Below are 17,885 nucleotides of genomic sequence, written 5' to 3'. Positions count from 1 at the left end.
CGCCCGGGGGGGCCCCCCCCCCCGGGGGGGGGGGCCGCCGTCGTGCAGCGTGTCAGCCCAGGGTCGTGGTGAGCTGCGCGACGAACTCGTCGAGCGCGTAGGGGATGCTCAGGACCGTGGGTGCTGACGTGGCCATGGCGTAGTCCATCCCGACGACCCGCACGACCCGGCCGTCTGCGACCGAGGGCAGCGCGGCGAACAGCGGGTTGCCCAGGAGGGTGTCGTACACCGTCTCGTCGACGTCGATGAGGATGAACGCGTCGGCGTCGAGCGTGGGGATCAGCTCGGAGCTGACCGAGACCGACGAGGCGTCCTCGGCGCCGCAGACCGCGAGCGTGCCGGGGGAGGGCTCGAGCCCGACCTGAGTCAGCAGCTCGATGCGCGGGTCCGAGGGGCAGAAGACGATGACGCCGCCCTCTCCGTTCATCGCGTAGGTGATGGTCTTGCCCTGGAGCTCAGGGTGGGCCGCGGCCGTCTCGGCGACCGTGGTGCCGACGCCCTCGACGAGCTCGTCCGCACGGGCGGGCTGCCCCAGGGCGGCGCCGATCATGGTCGTCTGGTCCTGCCACGACGTCTCCCACGCCGAGCCGGGGAACGCGACCGTGGGCGCGATCTCCGAGAGACGCTCGTAGGCCGTGTCGGTGATCCCGGAGTAGACCGCGATGATCACGTCGGGGCGCAGCGCCGCGATCTGCTCGAACGGGACGTCGGGGTTGGACGTGAGGAGCTCGGGCGTCGCGCCCTCGAACGTGTCGGTGAGCCACGGCAGGATGTCGTCCTCGATGCCGGGGCCGGAGAACTTCTCGATGCCCACGGGCACCTTGCCGAACGCGACGACGGCGTCCTGGCTGCTCCAGCCGATCGTGACGACCCGCTGGGGTTCCTTCTCGATCGTCGTCGACCCGTAGGCGTGGTTGATCGAGACCGGGAAGGCATCGGGCTCGGCGAGGGTCGTGGTGGCGACGTCGCCCCCGCCCGCGGGGGCGGGCGAGGCGGAGCCGTCGGTGCCGGCGGTCGAGCAGGCCGCGAGCGCGGCGACCGTCACGAGGGAGGCGACGGCGCCCAGGAGGCGCCGTGGTGCGGTTCGTCGGCGGGAGCTGGTCGGGGTCATGAAGGGGTCCTCCGTCGGACGTCTCGCGGTGCGAGGTCGCCCGATAGTTAGATGAGCCTAGCCTTAGTTGGCGGAACAGAGGTGAGGCTAACCCGGGCGGGATCGAGAAATCCTGCCAGCTTGGACCGATTTCCCGCCAGGGTCAGTGGCCCGGCGCCCCGAGCAGGCGTGCGTACGCAGCGGGCGACATGCCCGTGGTGCGACGGAAGACCGTGACGAACGTGCTCGGGCTCGAGTACCCGACGGCCCGTGCGACCTCGCGGACCGAGCGGCCCTCGGCCAGCAGCACCAGTGCGGCCCCCGTCCGCGCGAGGATGCGCCACTGGGCGAACGACAGCCCGGTCTCGGCGACGAACCGCCGCATGAAGGAGCGCGGGCTCATGCCGACGTCCGACGCCCAGGCATCGAGCGACCGGCCGTCGCCCGGCGAGGCGAGCAGCCGCTCGGCGACGTTCAGCAGGTCCACGTCGCGCGGCATGCGCAGCTCGATGCTCGCCACGGGCAGCGGCAGCATCTGCTCGACCGCGAGCGCCTGCAGGTTGTGCCGGCTGGCGTCCGGCATGGAGGCCGCAGTGTCGTGCAGGAGCAGCTCGCGCAGCAGGGCGCTGACGGGTACCCCCACGACGCTCTCCCACCGCGGCGCGACCTGGTCGGGGTTGAGGTAGGTCGCGTAGACGGTCACGTCGGGATCGGCCCGGACCTTGTGCCGCGTCCCGGCGGGCAGCCAGATGCCGAGGCTTGGCGGGACCAGCCACCGTCGGCCCCTGGCCTCGACGTCGAGCGGCCCGCCCTCGCCCCAGACGAGCTCGTGCTCGTAGTGCACCTCGTCGGGCCACTCGGGCGCGTGGCCGGGCTCGAACACGTTGGTCGCGAGGCTCCACGGGGCGGCGACGAACCGTCCCTCGGGCGCCCGGTAGGGCACCGCGGGCTCCTCGGTGAACGACGGAGCACCCCAGATGCGGATGCTCCCGGGGTGCTCGGCGCTCGTCATGGGCAGGACGTTACCGTCCGTGCCGGGTCGACCGGCCGACCGGCTGAGCGCTCAGCCGGTCGGCTGCTCGCTCATCCACGCGTCGCTGGCCCGCTGCACGTCGTCGGGCGTGACCGTGTCCGCGACCGTCACGACGTACCAGCGGTGCCCGAACGGGCAACGCACCGCGGCCTGGCGGAACCCCTCGAACCAGTCCGCGGGCTCGGCCGTGCTCGTCGCCCCCGCGGCGACCGCGCGAGCGTAGGCCGCATCGGTGTCGGGGACGGGCACCGTGAAGGAGACCGAGGTCGGGCCGTCGGGGTCGGGCGCCGTGGATCCGGCCCCCGGGAACTCCTGCGCGACCGTGAACGTCGAGAACCCTGCCGTCGTGGGCAGGCGGAGGTCGGAGTGGATGATCGCGTCCCCGGCCGTGATCACGTCGTCGACCTCGGCGCCGAACGCCGCGATGTAGAAGTCGATCGCCGCGCGGGCGTCGGAGACGGCCAGGTTGGGGTGCAGGGCGGACATGTCCATGGTTCCTCCAGGGCTCGGATGCTGACGTCCCCATCGTCTGTCGGTGCACGGTGGCAGTCTTGGAGGAATGCGACACGAACGCGGCAGCGTCCCCGGGGTCCCCGGCGTCCCGTCCACCACGTACGGTGTGGTGGACCCCGCCGCCGCGCGCCGCGCGTTCGCCCTCGAACGGTTCCCCGTGCCCGCGGACCTCGCCGACCGCGTCGACTGGTTCTGGATCGTGCGGTGGGACCTGCCGGCGGGGGAGTCCTTCACGCAGACCGTCATCCCGCACCCGTGCGTCAACCTCGTGGCCGAGCCCAGCGGGTTCGCGGCCTACGGCATCCCCGAAGGGCTCTTCGACCGCACCCTCGTCGGGGCGGGCATCGCCGTGGCCGCCAAGCTGCGTCCCGGCGCGCTGAGCGTGCCGCGAGGGACGTCCGTGCCGTCGTCGGGCGTGCTGGGCGCCGGGGCGGACGAGGCGGGGGAGCGCGCCCTCGCGCTCGCCGAGCGCGGCGACGACGAGGCGGCGGTGCGCGTCCTCATCGACCTCCTGCGCGAGCGGCTCGCCCCCGACCAGCACCTCGCGCAGGTCTCGCGCGTCCTCGACGCTGCGACCTCTGGCGAGCTGGGACCGCACGCGCGCGTCGCGGACCTCGCCCGGGTCGCGGGCACCAGCACGCGCAGCCTCCAGCGGCTGCTCGGCGAGAGGCTGGGCGTCGGTCCCAAGTGGGTCCTGCAGCGCCATCGTGTCCACCTCGCGGCCGAGCTGCTCGCCCAGGACCCCGGCCGGGACCTGTCGGCGCTCGCGGTCGGCGTGGGCTACTACGACCAGGCGCACCTGGCTGTGGACTTCGTCTCCGTGACCGGTCACACACCCGGGGCCTACGCGCGCCGGTGCGCGGAATCCCGGGCCCGGCTGCTCGAGCTCGTGTCCTCCTGAGGTCACCCGCACTCCCGGTCGACCCGACCCGGACGGGGCCCGGCGCGACACGTCACCGGCGGCACCTACACTCGGGTACGTGGCAGGTCTGATCCGACGCGAGGACGTCGACGCGGTGCGCGAACGCGCGAGGATCGACGAGATCGTGTCCTCGCACGTGACGCTCAAGCCGGCCGGCGTCGGCTCGCTCAAGGGCTTGTGCCCCTTCCACGACGAGCGCTCGCCCTCCTTCCACGTCCGTCCTCAGGTGGGTCGCTGGCACTGCTTCGGCTGCAACGAGGGCGGCGACGTCATCTCGTTCGTCCAGAAGATCGACGGCATGACGTTCACGGAGGCCGTCGAGTACCTCGCCGACCGCGTGGGCATCCAGCTGCGGTACGAGGAGGGCGGCGGTCCGCGCCGCACCGAGGAGCCCGGCAAGCGCCAGCGCCTGCTCGAGGCGCACCGCGTGGCCTCGCAGTTCTTCTCCGAGCAGCTTTTCGCTCCGGGCGCCACGGTCGCGCGCACGTTCCTGGCCGAGCGCAGCTTCGACCGCTCGGACGCCGAGCGCTTCGGCGTCGGGTTCGCCCCGACGGGCTGGGACGCGCTGCTGCGCCACCTGCGCGGGCGCGGGTTCACCGAGGCCGAGCTGATCGCGTCGGGCCTCATGAGCCAGGGCCAGCGCGGCATCTACGACCGCTTCCGCGGCCGCCTCGTGTGGCCCATCCGCGACGTGACGGGCGAGACCATCGGGTTCGGTGCGCGCAAGCTCTTCGACGAGGACCAGGGCCCCAAGTACCTCAACACCCCGGAGACCACGCTCTACAAGAAGTCCCAGGTGCTCTACGGGATCGACCTGGCGAAGCGCGAGATCGCCAAGAACCGTCAGGTCGTGGTGGTCGAGGGGTACACCGACGTCATGGCAGCGCACCTGTCGGGCATCACGACGGCGGTCGCGACGTGCGGCACGGCGTTCGGCTCGGACCACGCGCGCATCGTGCGTCGTCTCCTGGGCGACACGACCGCGGGCGGCGGGCTCCAGCTCGCCTCGGGCGCGTCGCTTGGGGGAGAGATCGTCTTCACGTTCGACGGCGACGCCGCCGGCCAGAAGGCCGCAGTCCGTGCGTTCGGCGAGGACCAGCGCTTCTACGCGCAGACGTTCGTCGCGGTCGAGCCCAGCGGCATGGACCCGTGCGAGCTGCGCATGGCGCACGGCCCGGAGGGTGTCCGCGCGCTCGTCGAGGGTCGTCAGCCCCTGTTCGAGTTCGTCATCCGCACCACGCTCGACACGTTCGACCTGGACACCGCCGAGGGGCGTGTGGCCGCGCTGCGCGCCGCGGCCCCGGTCGTCGCGGGCATCCGCGACACGGCCCTGCGGCCCGAGTACGCGCGCATGCTCGCGGGCTGGATCGGCATGGACTCGGAGTCGGTGCGCCGCGCGGTCGCGGCGGCGGGCAAGGCGGGGGTGCCGCAGACGCTGCCGGCTCCGGTCCGCGCGCCCGCCCCCTCGCCCGACGACGCAGCTCCCGTCGTGCCCTCGGGCCCGGTCTTCTCTCCTCCGGACCCGCGCGACCCCGTGGCGCGTCTCGAGCGGCAGGCGCTCGTCGTCGCGCTCCAGTACCCCCAGTTCGTGCCCGCCGAGGAGTTCGACGCGTTCCCCGACACCGCCTTCGCGACGCCCGCGTGGCGCGCCGTGCACGACGCGATCCGGGCCGCTGGCGGCATGGCCGGCGCGGCGGCCCATCCGGCAGGCCAGTGGGTCGAGGCCGTGATCGAGCAGTCCCCGGAGACGGTGCGCGGCATCGTCAACCAGCTCGCCGTCGCCCCGCTGCCCGAGGACCGCGAGAACGTCATCCACGGGTACGTCAAGGGCGTCATCAAGGCGTTCGTGGACCTCGGCCTCACACGGCGCGTCGCGGACGCCAAGAGCCGCCTGCAGCGCCTGGACCCTGCCGGAGACCAGGAGGCCTACGGCGCGGCGTTCGCCGAGCTCCTGGCCGTCGAGAGGGAACGCCGAGAGCTGCGCGAGCAGGTCTGAGGACCCGGGCCGTGCGCGGCCGCCGAGGGTGACGCGCCGGGGCGGCCGGGGACGATTCGGAGCCGGCCTCCGTCGGTCGCGCGATCGACCTGGACGACGGGCTGTGGACAGCCGCCGAGAGCCGCCCCGACCGGGTGAGGATGGTGCTGCCGGCCGGCACCACCGCGGGGAGGAACCCCGATGCTCCAGGCTCTTCCGAGGAGACCGTCCATGTCCCGTGTCGTCGAGCACGTCGACCGCTACCTCGCGTTCAGGGTCGCCGTGATGCCGCGCCGGATCGAGGGGCCGGGTACCGGGGGAGAGGGCGCTGTCCCGGCCCTGGCGGGACGTGGCGCACAGTCCCTCAGCCCGGTGAGATGAAGGTCACACCCCCGGCCGGTCGAAGCTGACCTGGGGAACGGCAAAGGCCCCTGACCTGCGTCTCCGCAGATCAGGGGCCTTTCGTCGTGCTCCCGCGGTAGGACTTGAACCTACGACCGTCCGATTAACAGTCGGATGCTCTGCCAGCTGAGCTACGCGGGACCGCTCACCCACCGTTTTGCACCGGTTGGGCGACCGGAGAAAACTCTATCAGCATCAGAGGGGTAGTCCGGACATCGAACGGACCCGGTCCTCCGCGGCGTCGATCACAGCCCGTGTCCGCGGGTCGTCCAGGTCCACGCCGGCCTCGGCGACGACCTGCGAGAAGAGCGAGCCGTCGGTGTCCCGGCGGACCGCGACCTTGGCCGAGCGACCGGCCCCGAGCGCGACCACCTCCGCGAGCACGACCGAGGACTGGACGCGCTCCCGAACCGTCTGCGCCAGTGCGGTGCGTCGCGAGTCGGCGAGACGCAGGACCAGGGGAGCGGCGCCGTCGACCCACTCGACCGTGATCGACGCAGTGGCGGGGTCATAGCCGGCGCGGTCCACGTCGCACCAGGGACGGGACGTGCCGTCCTCGCCCGTCGTGGCCAGGACCGTGCGCGTCGCCGCGGCCCAGGAGCCGTCGACGAGCTGCGCAGAAGCGAGCACCGCGTCCTTGGGGGCGAGGAGCAGGGACCTGCGGGCGTCGTCGGGCAGGGAGCTACGGGCGAACAGAGCCATGCCAGACACGGTACTGCCCGTCTGCCCGGCAGGGGGCACGGCTGCCGGTACGCTTGTCCGCCGAGGGGCAGTAGCTCAGTCGGTCAGAGCATCGGACTCATAATCCGCCGGTCGTGGGTTCAAGCCCCACCTGCCCTACCCGGGAACGACCCGTGACCCTCGTGCAGACGTTCGCCACGGGTCGTTCTCCCGGTCCCGTGCAGGTGTGCGCGTGCGCCGAGCCGACACCCGGCGTTCCATGGAGGCATGCCCCTCCGCATCCAGCGCGTCTACGACGACCCCACACCCGACGACGGCTATCGCGTCCTGGTCGACCGGCTGTGGCCTCGCGGTGTGAGCAAGGAGCGGGCACACGTCGACCGGTGGCTCAAGGAGGTCGCGCCCTCGAACGAGCTCCGGACGTGGTTCCACCACGACCGCTCCCTGTTCGACGAGTTCGTCGTGCGCTACCGAGCCGAGCTCGACGCGAATCCCGCGGTCGAGGAGCTGCGCGCGATCGTGGCCGAGCACCCCGTCGTGACGCTGCTCTACGGCGCGAAGGACGAGCAGGACAACCAGGCCGTGGTGCTCCGCGACTACCTGGAGTCGACCCGGCGCTGACTCGACGGGGCACTGACTCGACAGGGCTCCTCGGCCGGACCCTGCCTCGGCCGGGCCCTGCCGAGGACGACGTTGCGCGCCGTCGAGCACGAGGTTGCGGTCGTATTCGCCGCCAGAACGATCGCAACCTCGTGCTCGGCCCAGGCCGACCGACCCGGACCGGCCCCGTGCACCAGCCCCCCTCCGCGCGCCTCCAGGCGCCCGCAGAGTCCGATCGACGCCGAAGCGCCCCATACCTCCCGGACGCCCGGATCGTCCCGTTCGACAGGCGAGTGGCGGCGGGTCGTGACACGATGCCACGTCCGTCGACCTGAAGGAGATGCACCATGAGCACCGGCTCGAACCGCACCACGTCAGGGACCGCCCAGCGGCTCCAGCAGAGCAAGGGGCTGCGGGTCCTCGCCCGTGCCGGGTACGCGGTGAGCGGCCTGCTCCACATCATGATCGGAGTCATCGCGGTCCGGATCGCGACGGGATCGGGCGGGGGAGAGGCCGACCAGACCGGCGCGCTCCAGGAGATCGCGAGCACCACCGGGGGTGCGTTCGTCCTGTGGTTCGCGGTCGTCGCGTTCGTGGCCCTCGGGGTCTGGCAGGTTCTCGAGGCCGTCGCCGGGACGGGTGGGGACGCGAAGGACCAGGCGGCCTTCCGGGCCAAGTCGGTCGGCAAGGCCGTGATCTACCTCGCGCTCGGGGTGCTGACCTTCCAGGTCGTCAGCGGCTCGGGCTCGGGAGGCGGCCAGGACAGCCTCACGGCCTCGCTCCTGGCCAACGGTGCCGGGAGGGCTCTCGTCGGGGCGGTGGGCGTCGGGATCGCCGCAGCGGGCGTCTACCACGTGGTCAAGGGCTGGAGGAAGGGGTTCCTGAAGGACCTCGAGGGCAACGCCAAGTGGCAGGTCGGCCACGCCGTCGTCCTCCTGGGCCGGGTCGGCTATATCGCCAAGGGCATCGCCCTGGCCGTCCTGGGGGCGCTCGTCGTCACGGCGGCCGTCACGGCCGACCCCCAGAAGGCGAGCGGCCTCGACGCCGCCCTGCGCACGATCGGCGACCAGCCGTTCGGTGCATTCCTCCTGACCGCGACGGGCGTCGGCTTCGCGGCCTACGGGGTGTACTCGTTCGCGCGTGCCCGCTACGCACGGATGTGAGACCGGTGCGGGCGTCATGAAACAATGACGCCCATGGCGATGAGAGAGATCCGCGTGATTCCGGACCCCGTGCTCCGCACCCCGTGCGACGAGATCACCACCGTGGACGACCGGGTCCGCTCTCTGGTCACCGACCTGGTCGAGACCGTCGACTACGAAGGCCGCGCGGGTCTCGCCGCCAACCAGATCGGTGTGAACCTGCGCGCCTTCTCGTGGAACATCGAGGACGAGATCGGTTACGTCCTCAACCCCCGGATCGTCGAGCTCTCCGACGAGATCCAGGACGGCGACGAGGGCTGCCTCTCGGTCCCGGGCCTGTGGTACCCGACGCGGCGCGCCTGGTACGCGCGTGTCGTGGGCATGGACGTCGACGGCAACGAGATCATGGTCGAGGGCACCGGCCTCATGGCGCGCTGCCTGCAGCACGAGACCGACCACCTGGACGGCATGCTCTATCTCGACCGTCTGGACAAGGCGGTCCGCAAGAAGGCCATGCGCGAGATGCGCGCCCAGCTCTGACCCGACGTCGCGCGTTCTCCCGGCCGCTGGGGAAGCCCGGTTGCCGGGAGAACGCGGCGGCGCACGCGCAGCCGGTGCGGACCAATCCTGGCCCTACCCGGAGCGGGTGAAATCTGCGATGGGGAGTTCTCCCCTCGCGATCCGCCGAGGTCTCGGGCAAGATATGCCTGGTATACCGCTGGACGACCCTGCATGATGATTCACCCTGGGTGAGGACGTTGGGGAAGACGAAACCTCGACCTAGGGAGGACGACATGACTGGTGCCATCACACGCGGTGTTCTTTTCGTGCACTCGGCGCCCCGGGCGCTGAGCCCGCACCTGGAGTGGGCTGCCGGGAACGTTCTTGGCGTGCGCGTCACGCTGGACTGGACCGAGCAGCCTGCTGCACGCGACCTCTACCGGGCGGAGTACGCCTGGCAGGGCGCGCAGGGCACGGGCGCGCGCCTCGCCTCGGCGCTGCGCGGCTGGTCTCACCTGCGGTACGAGGTCACCGAGGACGCGAGCCACGGAGCCGACGGCGCCCGCTGGTCGCACACCCCTGACCTCGGCATCTTCCACGCGGTGACCGACGTGCACGGCAACGTCGTGATCCCCGAGGACCGGGTCCGTGCCGCCCTCGAGGTCTCTCACGACAACCGCGCCATGCGCGAGGCGCTGCACCTCGCGCTGGGCAAGGCCTGGGACGACGAGCTGGAGCCCTTCCGCTACGCGGGCGAGGGGTCCAACGTGCGCTGGCTCCACCGGGTGGGCTGACCCCGCGCCTCATCGACCCCAGCGACCACGGTCGCGCGACGCCCGCCGGCTACTAGGAACCGGCGGGCGTCGTCGTCTCGGCGATGCCGGCTGCCAGAAGCCCACCGACGACCAGGAGCGCCACCTATCGGTCTGCCGCGCTCGGCGCGGTCGTCGAGGGGTCGGGGCCGTCCGCTCCGGCGGGCCCCTCGACCGGGCCCGGGCCGGCCGAGACCCCCGCCGGTACCAGGGCTTCGTCCGCCTGCGGGGCGCCCGTGCCGTCGAGGTCGGCCTCGACGCCGTCGGGCGAAAGGGCAGCGGGGCGCCGCCGGATGCGGTCCCACGTGCGTCGGAGGACAGGAGCCAGACGGCGCTGCACCCCCTCGTAGGTCACGTCGCGGACGAAGATCGCGTCGATCGCGATCATGGTCATCGAGAAGTACATGAGCCCCATGAGCACCCCGATCCCCAGGTGCATGCCCGTGATGGCGACGAGGGCCAGGATGCGGGTAGGGCGGCGCAGCAGCAGGAACGGGAAGAAGAGCTGCACGAACACCGCGCTGTAGCTGAGGATCGCGACCAGGACCCCGGAGCGACCGATCAGCTCGGTGACCTGGGGCCACGTCGAGAACTCGTCGAGCTGGAACACGTAGTAGATCGCGGTGCCGTGCTGCCACATGCCGCCCTGGATCTTGTACATCGCCGAGGCGACGTAGACCACGAAGATCTGGAAGGCGATGAGCAGGACCGCACCGTTGTGCAGCAGCGTGCCGAGCCAGGCCCAGGACGCGAACCGCGAGGGCGTGCCGGAGGCTCGGGCTGCGCGCCGCCGTCGGGCGTCGAGCGACCACCTTCCCGACGTGTCCGCGAAGAGCATGTACACGAGCACGATCCGCATGAGCTGGATGCCGCCGTCGCCGATGAACGGGTTGGTCCGGAACAGCGCGATGTAGAGCACCAAGAGCACCGGGATCACGATCCGCGAGCGCCACCCCAGGACCAGCAGCACCGAGAGCGCGACGAGCGCCAGGTACTGGAGGTCGAATGCCCAGGCCGGCGCGGACCCGTTGAAGAACAGGTCGAGGAAGGCCGGGAGCTCGTCGACGTCGACCCGTCCCTGGGCGAAGCTGCGCCCGGCTCCCCACGCCAGGCTCCGGTCGCCCCAGCCCGCCACGAGCTGGACGACCAGGATCAGGCCGAAGCCGATGCGCAGCACGGCCGTCCCGTAGGAGGCCTTGCGGGAGTCGAGCATCCAGGACTCGCCGGCCGCGTACGTCGTGCGGAGCCAGGTGGTCGCGCTCCTCGGCGTCGCGGTCATGAGACCCACCCTCCGAAGACACTGCTGAAGCCTGCACGGGCCTCGGGGGTGACGGGCGAGGGATCGCGCCAGCCCAGCCGGGTGAACTGCTCCTCGGGGCGCTGGACGCCCGGCACGAGGCGCTGCTCGAACGGGACCACGCCCTGGGTCGAGGTGCTCATCTGGATCGCGACGAGCTCGGTGCCCGGCCACAGGTCGTGGGCGGCCTGCGTGCCGAACAGGTACAGGGCGTCCTCGGCGAGCAGGTACGAGTCGATGCCGCTCACGCTCGCCCCGGTGCCCAGGAGCGCCTGGGTGAGAGCCTGGCGCCCCTGGCCGCCTTCGGGGGACGCGACGTGGTCCGCCTGGACCACGGCCTGCTGCTGCCCCACGAGCGCGCCGTACGCCGAGGTGTAGAAGCGGTTGACGCTCACGGGGATGCGCCACGTGCGCGTCGGCAGGATCTGGTGGCGCACCTGCTCGTTGAAGACGTCTCCGAGGTTGACCCACTCGGACACCGACTCGGCGCCCTCGGCGTCGCGCGTCGAGGCGCGCACCCAGACGCGCAGGTCGACCGACTGCGGGTCCGGGGCGAAGATCTGCCAGTTCTGCCCGAACAGGGGACGCATGTGCGCGGTCGTGACGGGCGCCGCCTCCTGGCTGAGGGACGAGCTGGGCGCGGCGTACAGGAACGTCGAGAGCATGTGGAACGAGACCACCGCCACCACGACGACCATGGTCGCGCGCTGCACGACCGTGCGGGAGCGTGCGGTGCTCACCCGTGTACCTCCACGTCGAGGACGGCCCTGGCGACCGCGTTGCGCAGAATACTAACCAGTCCTAACGATTCAAGGAAGCCTTGGCTCGAGGGAGCCTTGCGCGCGGGCCCGGGCGCAAGGACGCCCGCTGGGGCGAGGAGCAGGTCCTCGCCCCAGCGGGCGTCGGTACGTCAGAGCGCAGGAGGACTGCGCCGAGGACGTGGGGTCAGGCGTTCGTCACCACGAGGGCGACGTTGTGGCCGCCGAACCCGAACGAGTTGTTGATCGCGGCGATGTCGCCCGCGGGCAGCTCGGCGGGGACGTCGCGCACCAGGGGGACCTGGAGCTCGGGGTCGGGCTGGGCGACGTTGATCGTCGGGGGAGCCAAGCGCTCGTGCACCGCCTTGACCGTGAAGATGGTCTCGAGGGCGCCCGCGCCGCCGAGCAGGTGCCCGGTCATCGACTTGGTCGCCGAGAGCAGGACGTGGTCCGCGTCGTCGCCCAGCACCGAACGGATCGAGCGGGTCTCGGTGAGGTCGCCGACCTTGGTCGAGGTCGCGTGGGCGTTGACGTGCACGACGTCGCGCGCCTGCACGCCGGCCTCGCCCAGCGCGCGGGTCATCGCGGCGACCTGGCCACGACCCTCCGGGTCCGGGGAGGTGATGTGGTACGCGTCCGAGGACAGGCCCACTCCGCCGATACGGGCGTAGACGCGCGCACCACGGGCAGCAGCGTGCTCGGCGCTCTCGAGGACCACGATGCCCGCGCCCTCGCCGATCACGAACCCGTCGCGGTCGACGTCGTAGGGGCGCGAGGCGCCCTGCGGGTCGTCGTTGCGCAGCGACAGGGTGCGCGAGGCCGCGAACGCCGCGATGGGCATGGGGTGGATCGTGGCCTCGGTGCCGCCGGCCACGACGATGTCGGCGCGACCTGCACGGATCATGTCGACGCCGTACCCGATGGCCTCGGCGCCCGAGGCGCAGGCCGAGACGAGCGCGTGCGCACCGGCGCGGGCGCCGATCTCGAGCGAGACGTAGGCCACCGCCGAGTTCGGCATGAGCATGGGCACGGTCATGGGCAGCATGCGACGGGCGCCGCGCTCCTTGAGCGTGTCCCAGCCGTCGAGCGTGGTCCAGATGCCGCCGATGCCCGACGAGACGACCGCACCGAGGCGGTCGCCGTCGATCTCCGGGCTCCCGGCGTCGGCCCAGGCCTCACGCGTCGCGATCATCGCGTACTGCGTGGACGGGTCCATGCGCTTGATCTCGGGGCGCGCGAGGACGTCCTCGGGCTTGACCTTGATCTGCGCGGCGAACGTGACGGGGATCTCGTAGCGCTCGGCCCAGTCGTTCTCGAGGGTGCGCGCGCCGGACTGCCCGGCGAGCGCCGCGGCCCAGGTGGAGGCCACGTCCCCGCCGAGCGGCGTGGTGGCACCGAGACCGGTGACGACGACTTCACGGACGGAGGTCATGGCTGCTCCAGGTGAGTGAGGGGGAGGAAGGGGGGCGGGCAGGCCGGCGGTCGTGGACCGCCGGCCCGCACCGGCTGGGCCGCGAGGGCCCGGCGCCGATCAGCTGGCGAGCAGCTGATCAGGCCTGTGCGCCCGTGATGAAGGACACTGCGTCTCCGACGGTCGCGAGGTTCTTGACCTCTTCGTCGGGGATGCGGACGCCGAACTTGTCCTCGGCGTGCGTCACGATCGTCATCATCGACAGCGAGTCGATGTCGAGGTCGTCCGTGAAGGACTTCTCGGCGAGGACGGCGTCCGTGGGGAGGCCGGTCTCTTCGCTGACGATCTCCGCGAGACCAGCGAGGACTTCCTGCTCGGTGTAAGCCATGGGTTTCTCCTTGTGATGGGTGCCGGGGCCGTCCGGCACCGGGAACTTGCAGTGGAACAGTGGAAAGGTCGTACGTGCCGGTCCCGTGCCCCGCGCGGACGCGGACCGGGGACAGACAGGATGATTCTCCCCTACGGGAGGACGATCACCTGCGCCGCGTAGACGAGGCCCGCTCCGAAGCCGATCTGGAGCGCGAGGTCGCCCGACCTCGCCTGGCCCTCGGAGAGCAGCCGGTCGGTCGCGAGCGGGATCGAGGCGGCCGACGTGTTGCCGGTCTCCGCGATGTCGCGCGCGACGGCCACCGACTCGGGCAGGCCGAGCTGCTTGATCATCTGGTCGATGATGCGCATGTTGGCCTGGTGAGGGATGAACGCCTGGACGTCCTGGGCCGTCACGCCCGCCGCGGAGAGCGCCTTCTCGGCGACCGGGGCCATCTGGAACGCAGCCCACTTGAAGACCGTCTGCCCGTCCTGGCGCAGCGTCGGCCAGCCGAGCTCGGGGTTCTCGCGCAGGGCCGACCAGGCGTGCGTCTGGCGGATCGCGGGGGCCTTGCCACCGTCCGACCCCCAGATCGTGGGGCCGATGCCCGGGGTGTCCGACGGGCCGACCACCGCGGCGCCCGCGCCGTCGCCGAGCAGGAACGAGATGGTGCGGTCGGTCGGGTCGACGAAGTCGCTCATCTTCTCCGCGCCGACCACGAGCACGTGCTGCGCTGCTCCCGAACGCACCAGGGCGTCCGCCTGGGCGATCCCGTACGTGTACCCGGCGCAGGCCGCCGAGAGGTCGTACGCCGCCGCCGGGGTCGCGCCCAGCCGGTCCGCGAGCACCGCGGCCGCGGACGGCGTCTGGTGGAAGTAGGTCGTGGTCGCGAAGAGCACCGCGTCGACGTCGCCACCGGTCAGGCCCGCCGCGGCGAGCGCCTTGCGCGCAGCGCCTTCCGCGAGGTCGACGACGTCGACGTCGGCGCCTGCGCGCCGGCGCGTGACGATGCCGGTGCGCTGGCGGATCCACTCGTCCGAGGAGTCGATCGGTCCCGCGAGGTCGTCGTTCGTGACGACGTTCTCGCCGCGAACCCCGCCGATGCCCAGGACGCGCGAGTACTCGGCGCCCGCGGCCTGGCGGATCGTCAGCGCGCTCACGCGGTGGCGCCGTCGCCGGACGGGGCGTCGCCCGTGGTCGACGAACCTGCCGCGTCGCTGTGGCGCGCGATCAGGTCGCGGGCCTTGTCGATGTCGGCGGTCGACTTGACCGCGACCGTCTCGACGCCGGGGAGCGTGCGGCGCGCGAGGCCCGTCAGGACGCCGCCCGGTGCGAGCTCCAGGATCGCCGTCACGCCGAGCGACGCGAGCGTCTCCTGGCACAGGTCCCAGCGGACCGGGGCGGCGATCTGCGCGGTCAGGCGCGACTTCACGTCCTGCTCGAGACCGAACAGGCCACCGGACTCCGCACCCGAGATGCTCGCGTACGAGGCGCCGTCGGCGTTCGAGAGGAGCGGCAGGCGCGGGTCCGTCGCGTCCCAGCCCGCGGCGACCGGGGCGAACGCGTCGAGCGCGGACTGCATGAAGGGCGTGTGGAACGCGCCCGCGACCTGGAGCGGGATGACCCGGGCCTTGGCCGGCGGGTTGGCCCCGAGCGCCGTGATGCCCTCGAGCGAGCCCGCGGCCACGACCTGCCCGCCGCCGTTGACGTTGGCGGGCCACAGGCCCGCGGCCTCGATCGCGGCGAGGACCTCCTCGGCGTCGCCGCCGACGACTGCGGCCATGCCGGTCGGCGTCGCGGCGGCGGCCTCGGCCATGAAGCGGGCGCGGGCCGTCACGAGGCCCACCGCGGCGGCGTCCTCGAACACGCCCGCGACGGCTGCGGCCGCGAACTCGCCGACCGAGTGGCCTGCGGTCACGTCGACGACCTCGCACGTGTCGCGGCCGTCGAGGATCGCGCGCAGCGCGATCAGCGAGGCCGACACGATGAGCGGCTGGGCCACTGCGGTGTCACGGATGGTGTCGGCGTCCGACTCGGTGCCGTGGGCACGCAGGTCGAGGGCGGACGCGGCGGAGAACGCGTCGAGCTGCGCGGGGACCCCGGGCAGCTCGAGCCAGGGGGCGAGCATTCCGGGGGACTGGGAGCCCTGTCCAGGGCACAAGACGGCTAGCACTCGTCAACTGTGCCAACCCGGCACGCCGCCAGGACGTCACGACCCGCACCAACCTTGTCCGGACCGTTTGTGCCGAACCTACAAGAGGCGCGGGATGGCGGCGTCGCCGACCGTGCCGCCGCACCGGACGTGCACGGCACTCAGCGCCCCGCGGGCCCGCCCGAGAGCTGGCCGAGCGCGAGCGCGATCTGCAGCACGAACGACTCGCGCGCGTCGAGCGGGTCCCAGCCGGTGATCTCGGCGACCTTGCGCAGGCGGTAGCGGACGGTGTTGGGGTGCACGTACAGGCTGCGCGAGGCGGCCTCGAGCGACCGCCCCGTGCCCAGGTAGGCGGACAGCGTCTCGAGGATCGCGCCCGTGCTCTCGAGCAACGGCCGGTACGCCTGGACCACCAGGGTCCGGCGGGCCGTGGTGTCGCCCGTCAGGACGCGCTCGGGCAGCAGGTCGTCGGCGAGCACGGGCCGCGGGGCCTGGGGCCAGGCCGGGGCCGCGGCCAGGCCCGCGAGCGCGGCCTGCGCCGAGCGCGCGGCGTCGTCGAGCGAGGGGACCGTGGGGCCGATCACCACGGGACCCGGACCGAAGCGCGGGAGCAGCGAGGCCGCCGCGGCCTGCAGGTCGCCCTCCCCGCCCAGGACGAGGACCAGGCGGTCGCCGTGGATGCCCACGAGCGCGTCGCCCGCGGCGCGGCGCGTCGCGCGCCGCAGCTCGGCCGTGCGCAGCTCGTCGAGCGGCGCGGTCGCCGTGCCCACCATGACCAGGACCGACCCGTGCCCGCCCCAGCCGAGCGCCGAGACGCGCGAACGCAGCGAGTCGTCGCCGTCCCCGCGGATGAGCGCGTCGACGATGAGCGCCTCGAGGCGCGCGTCCCAGGCCCCGCGGACCTCGGCGGCGCGGGCGTAGACCTCGGCGGCCGAGAAGGCGACCTCGCGCGAGTAGCGCAGCACGGCCTCGCGCAGGTCACGCTCACCGCCGGGGATCGCGAGCTGGTCGGAGTACGCCTCGACGACCTCGACCACGATCCGGACGAGCTGCAGCGTGTGCTGGAGCGAGATGGACCGGGTGAGCTCGGAGGGCGCGGCCGCGAAGATCTCGCTCACGCCGTGCGGGGGAGAGGCCGGGTTGGCGTACCAGGTGACGAACGCCGTGATGCCCGACTGTGCGACGAGCCCCACGTACGAGCGGTCGTCGGCCGGCAGCGCCCGGTACCACGGGAGGTCCTCGTCGAGGCGTCGCAGGGCTGCCGCGGCGAGCAGCCCGCTGCCGTCGCGAAGTCGCTGCAGGTTGTCGGAGTTCCCCGTGATCGGCACGCCCCGAGCATACGGCGTCCGGGTGGCATCCTTGTGGGGAGTCCACAAAACCGGGAGCCGCGTCGTGCCGTCCTCACCCGGCGAGGAGGACGGGAGCCGCTAGGGTCGATCCATGGCACTGATGCCCCGACTACGACAGCTCATGCGACGCCAGTCCTCGGCGTCGACCGTGGGCGCTCGTCGCCCCTCCAGCGCCGACCGCCGAGGAGACACCGTGCACGAGGACGCGCTGCGCGCCATGCTCGTCGACGACCCCAACGACGAGCGCGCCTTCCAGGCGCTCGCCGAGATCGTCCGCCGGCGCGCGGCCGAGTCGCACGTGTCCGCGGACCCGCTCGCGGCCCCGGCCGACGAGAGCGAGATGCAGCAGGCCGCGGACCTGGCGGTCTGGGCACTCGCGGAAGAGCTCGCGGGGCACCCGCGTGGCTGGTACCCGCTCGTGGAGCTGGGGCGGCTCTCGCTCGAGGACGACCAGGAGGCGGCGCTGCGACGGTTCGCGACCGCGGCCGAGCGCGACCCGTCGGGGCTCGCGCTCGCCGAGAGCATGGAGATCCTGCGCGAGGCGCACCTGCCGGTCGAGGCCCTGGGCCTCGGGGTGGGGCACTGGCGCGCGCGCGAGCACACGCCCGAGGCCGGGCGACAGCTCGTCCTGGCCGCGATCGACGCGGACCGCATCTTCGAGGCCAAGCACCACCTGGAGTCCCTCGCGCTGTACCCGGACGCGGCGGTCGTCGCCCCGATCCGGCACGAGCTCACGCTCGCGATCGCCCACGCGGAGCAGCACCGCTCGGGCACCTAGGCCCGACGACGTCGCGTCGGCAGCGCGCCGTGCACCATTGGTGCGCGGCGCGCCCGCGCGTCTCCCACCCCCGGACGCACCGACGGCGCCGCCACCTCTCGC

Annotated in this window: 19 protein-coding genes and 2 tRNA genes; 9 read left to right on the top strand and 12 right to left on the bottom strand. The window is 72.5% G+C overall.

The genetic code is table 11. From position 1 onward, the window contains the following. Window positions 1-52: 52 nt before the first annotated feature. The 3 genes from H9641_RS16800 to H9641_RS16790 all read right to left on the bottom strand — a co-directional run bounded on the left by H9641_RS16800 (window position 53) and on the right by H9641_RS16790 (window position 2,609). Window positions 53-1,111, bottom strand: coding sequence for an iron-siderophore ABC transporter substrate-binding protein (locus H9641_RS16800; protein ID WP_191805575.1), 1,059 nt, complete (start codon window positions 1,109-1,111; stop codon window positions 53-55). Window positions 1,112-1,253: 142 nt separating this feature from the next. Continuing rightward, complete coding sequence (locus H9641_RS16795) at window positions 1,254-2,102, bottom strand: helix-turn-helix domain-containing protein (RefSeq protein ID WP_191805574.1); 849 nt, start codon at window positions 2,100-2,102, stop codon at window positions 1,254-1,256. A 51-nt stretch (window positions 2,103-2,153) separates the two neighbouring features. Continuing rightward, on the bottom strand, window positions 2,154-2,609 hold the full coding sequence (locus H9641_RS16790) for a VOC family protein (RefSeq protein ID WP_191805573.1): 456 nt from the start codon (window positions 2,607-2,609) through the stop codon (window positions 2,154-2,156). A 73-nt stretch (window positions 2,610-2,682) separates the two neighbouring features. Here H9641_RS16790 and H9641_RS16785 point away from each other — a divergent pair, with 73 nt between their 5' ends. The 3 genes from H9641_RS16785 (at window position 2,683) to H9641_RS16775 (ending at window position 5,914) form a co-directional block, all read left to right on the top strand. Then, window positions 2,683-3,537: a helix-turn-helix domain-containing protein gene (locus H9641_RS16785; protein WP_191805572.1), complete on the top strand. Its 855-nt coding sequence runs from the start codon at window positions 2,683-2,685 to the stop codon at window positions 3,535-3,537. Window positions 3,538-3,616: 79 nt separating this feature from the next. Then, window positions 3,617-5,554 carry a DNA primase gene (dnaG, locus tag H9641_RS16780; protein WP_191805571.1) on the top strand — a complete coding sequence of 646 codons (1,938 nt, stop codon included), beginning with the start codon at window positions 3,617-3,619 and terminating at the stop codon, window positions 5,552-5,554. A gap of 210 nt (window positions 5,555-5,764) precedes the next feature. Then, window positions 5,765-5,914 carry a ubiquitin family protein gene (locus tag H9641_RS16775; RefSeq protein ID WP_191805570.1) on the top strand — a complete coding sequence of 50 codons (150 nt, stop codon included), beginning with the start codon at window positions 5,765-5,767 and terminating at the stop codon, window positions 5,912-5,914. 89 nt (window positions 5,915-6,003) lie between these two features. On the opposite strand, the gene H9641_RS16770 is transcribed toward H9641_RS16775, so the two are convergent. Then, window positions 6,004-6,076, bottom strand: a tRNA-Asn gene (locus H9641_RS16770). A 54-nt stretch (window positions 6,077-6,130) separates the two neighbouring features. Further along, window positions 6,131-6,637: a hypothetical protein gene (locus H9641_RS16765; RefSeq protein WP_191805569.1), complete on the bottom strand. Its 507-nt coding sequence runs from the start codon at window positions 6,635-6,637 to the stop codon at window positions 6,131-6,133. 64 nt (window positions 6,638-6,701) lie between these two features. Between H9641_RS16765 and H9641_RS16760 the strand changes: the two genes are divergently transcribed. The 5 genes from H9641_RS16760 to H9641_RS16740 all read left to right on the top strand — a co-directional run bounded on the left by H9641_RS16760 (window position 6,702) and on the right by H9641_RS16740 (window position 9,653). Then, window positions 6,702-6,775: transfer RNA gene (locus H9641_RS16760), tRNA-Ile, on the top strand. 108 nt (window positions 6,776-6,883) lie between these two features. Then, complete coding sequence (locus H9641_RS16755) at window positions 6,884-7,237, top strand: DUF488 domain-containing protein (RefSeq protein WP_191805568.1); 354 nt, start codon at window positions 6,884-6,886, stop codon at window positions 7,235-7,237. Between the two features lie 326 nt (window positions 7,238-7,563). After that, the gene (locus H9641_RS16750) at window positions 7,564-8,379 is read left to right on the top strand and encodes a DUF1206 domain-containing protein (protein WP_191805567.1); all 816 of its coding nucleotides are present in this window, start codon (window positions 7,564-7,566) and stop codon (window positions 8,377-8,379) included. A gap of 33 nt (window positions 8,380-8,412) precedes the next feature. Then, on the top strand, window positions 8,413-8,898 hold the full coding sequence (gene def, locus H9641_RS16745; RefSeq protein WP_191805566.1) for a peptide deformylase: 486 nt from the start codon (window positions 8,413-8,415) through the stop codon (window positions 8,896-8,898). A gap of 254 nt (window positions 8,899-9,152) precedes the next feature. After that, complete coding sequence (locus H9641_RS16740; protein WP_056651029.1) at window positions 9,153-9,653, top strand: DUF3145 domain-containing protein; 501 nt, start codon at window positions 9,153-9,155, stop codon at window positions 9,651-9,653. Window positions 9,654-9,777: 124 nt separating this feature from the next. Here the strand turns inward: H9641_RS16740 and H9641_RS16735 are convergent, their stop codons facing one another. The 7 genes from H9641_RS16735 to H9641_RS16705 all read right to left on the bottom strand — a co-directional run bounded on the left by H9641_RS16735 (window position 9,778) and on the right by H9641_RS16705 (window position 16,984). Continuing rightward, window positions 9,778-10,950, bottom strand: coding sequence for an HTTM domain-containing protein (locus H9641_RS16735; protein ID WP_191805565.1), 1,173 nt, complete (start codon window positions 10,948-10,950; stop codon window positions 9,778-9,780). Beyond that, a complete protein-coding gene (locus H9641_RS16730) occupies window positions 10,947-11,708 on the bottom strand; it encodes a DUF5819 family protein (protein WP_191805564.1) in 762 nt (253 codons plus the stop codon). The genes H9641_RS16735 and H9641_RS16730 overlap by 4 nt, the downstream gene beginning before the upstream one ends. Window positions 11,709-11,913: 205 nt before the next feature. Then, the gene (locus H9641_RS16725; RefSeq protein WP_191805563.1) at window positions 11,914-13,158 is read right to left on the bottom strand and encodes a beta-ketoacyl-[acyl-carrier-protein] synthase family protein; all 1,245 of its coding nucleotides are present in this window, start codon (window positions 13,156-13,158) and stop codon (window positions 11,914-11,916) included. A 118-nt stretch (window positions 13,159-13,276) separates the two neighbouring features. After that, window positions 13,277-13,525 carry an acyl carrier protein gene (locus tag H9641_RS16720; protein WP_030151686.1) on the bottom strand — a complete coding sequence of 83 codons (249 nt, stop codon included), beginning with the start codon at window positions 13,523-13,525 and terminating at the stop codon, window positions 13,277-13,279. Window positions 13,526-13,656: 131 nt separating this feature from the next. Next, entirely contained in the window at window positions 13,657-14,664 is a 1,008-nt protein-coding gene (locus tag H9641_RS16715; RefSeq protein ID WP_191805562.1) for a beta-ketoacyl-ACP synthase III, read from the bottom strand. Beyond that, window positions 14,661-15,677 carry an ACP S-malonyltransferase gene (locus tag H9641_RS16710; protein WP_191805561.1) on the bottom strand — a complete coding sequence of 339 codons (1,017 nt, stop codon included), beginning with the start codon at window positions 15,675-15,677 and terminating at the stop codon, window positions 14,661-14,663. Before H9641_RS16710 ends, H9641_RS16715 begins: the two co-directional genes overlap by 4 nt. A gap of 140 nt (window positions 15,678-15,817) precedes the next feature. Then, window positions 15,818-16,984 (bottom strand): PucR family transcriptional regulator, encoded by a 1,167-nt coding sequence (locus H9641_RS16705; protein ID WP_191805560.1) that lies wholly within the window; start codon window positions 16,982-16,984, stop codon window positions 15,818-15,820. A 112-nt stretch (window positions 16,985-17,096) separates the two neighbouring features. Between H9641_RS16705 and H9641_RS16700 the strand changes: the two genes are divergently transcribed. Next, window positions 17,097-17,783 carry a hypothetical protein gene (locus tag H9641_RS16700; RefSeq protein WP_191805559.1) on the top strand — a complete coding sequence of 229 codons (687 nt, stop codon included), beginning with the start codon at window positions 17,097-17,099 and terminating at the stop codon, window positions 17,781-17,783. Window positions 17,784-17,885 lie beyond the last annotated feature (102 nt).

This window comes from Oerskovia merdavium (assembly GCF_014836755.1).
Taxonomy (GTDB): domain Bacteria; phylum Actinomycetota; class Actinomycetes; order Actinomycetales; family Cellulomonadaceae; genus Oerskovia; species Oerskovia merdavium.
This window is presented reverse-complemented; position numbering and strand designations above follow the sequence as displayed.

Bases quoted from the DNA above. Each gene is read 5' to 3' on its own strand.
- H9641_RS16800 (WP_191805575.1), bottom strand. From the start codon at position 1,111: ATGACCCCGACCAGCTCCCGCCGACGAACCGCACCACGGCGCCTCCTG.
- H9641_RS16795 (WP_191805574.1), bottom strand. From the start codon at position 2,102: ATGACGAGCGCCGAGCACCCCGGGAGCATCCGCATCTGGGGTGCTCCG.
- H9641_RS16790 (WP_191805573.1), bottom strand. From the start codon at position 2,609: ATGTCCGCCCTGCACCCCAACCTGGCCGTCTCCGACGCCCGCGCGGCG.
- H9641_RS16785 (WP_191805572.1), top strand. From the start codon at position 2,683: ATGCGACACGAACGCGGCAGCGTCCCCGGGGTCCCCGGCGTCCCGTCC.
- H9641_RS16775 (WP_191805570.1), top strand. From the start codon at position 5,765: ATGTCCCGTGTCGTCGAGCACGTCGACCGCTACCTCGCGTTCAGGGTC.
- H9641_RS16765 (WP_191805569.1), bottom strand. From the start codon at position 6,637: ATGGCTCTGTTCGCCCGTAGCTCCCTGCCCGACGACGCCCGCAGGTCC.
- H9641_RS16755 (WP_191805568.1), top strand. From the start codon at position 6,884: ATGCCCCTCCGCATCCAGCGCGTCTACGACGACCCCACACCCGACGAC.
- H9641_RS16750 (WP_191805567.1), top strand. From the start codon at position 7,564: ATGAGCACCGGCTCGAACCGCACCACGTCAGGGACCGCCCAGCGGCTC.
- def (WP_191805566.1), top strand. From the start codon at position 8,413: ATGGCGATGAGAGAGATCCGCGTGATTCCGGACCCCGTGCTCCGCACC.
- H9641_RS16740 (WP_056651029.1), top strand. From the start codon at position 9,153: ATGACTGGTGCCATCACACGCGGTGTTCTTTTCGTGCACTCGGCGCCC.
- H9641_RS16735 (WP_191805565.1), bottom strand. From the start codon at position 10,950: ATGACCGCGACGCCGAGGAGCGCGACCACCTGGCTCCGCACGACGTAC.
- H9641_RS16725 (WP_191805563.1), bottom strand. From the start codon at position 13,158: ATGACCTCCGTCCGTGAAGTCGTCGTCACCGGTCTCGGTGCCACCACG.
- H9641_RS16720 (WP_030151686.1), bottom strand. From the start codon at position 13,525: ATGGCTTACACCGAGCAGGAAGTCCTCGCTGGTCTCGCGGAGATCGTC.
- H9641_RS16700 (WP_191805559.1), top strand. From the start codon at position 17,097: ATGGCACTGATGCCCCGACTACGACAGCTCATGCGACGCCAGTCCTCG.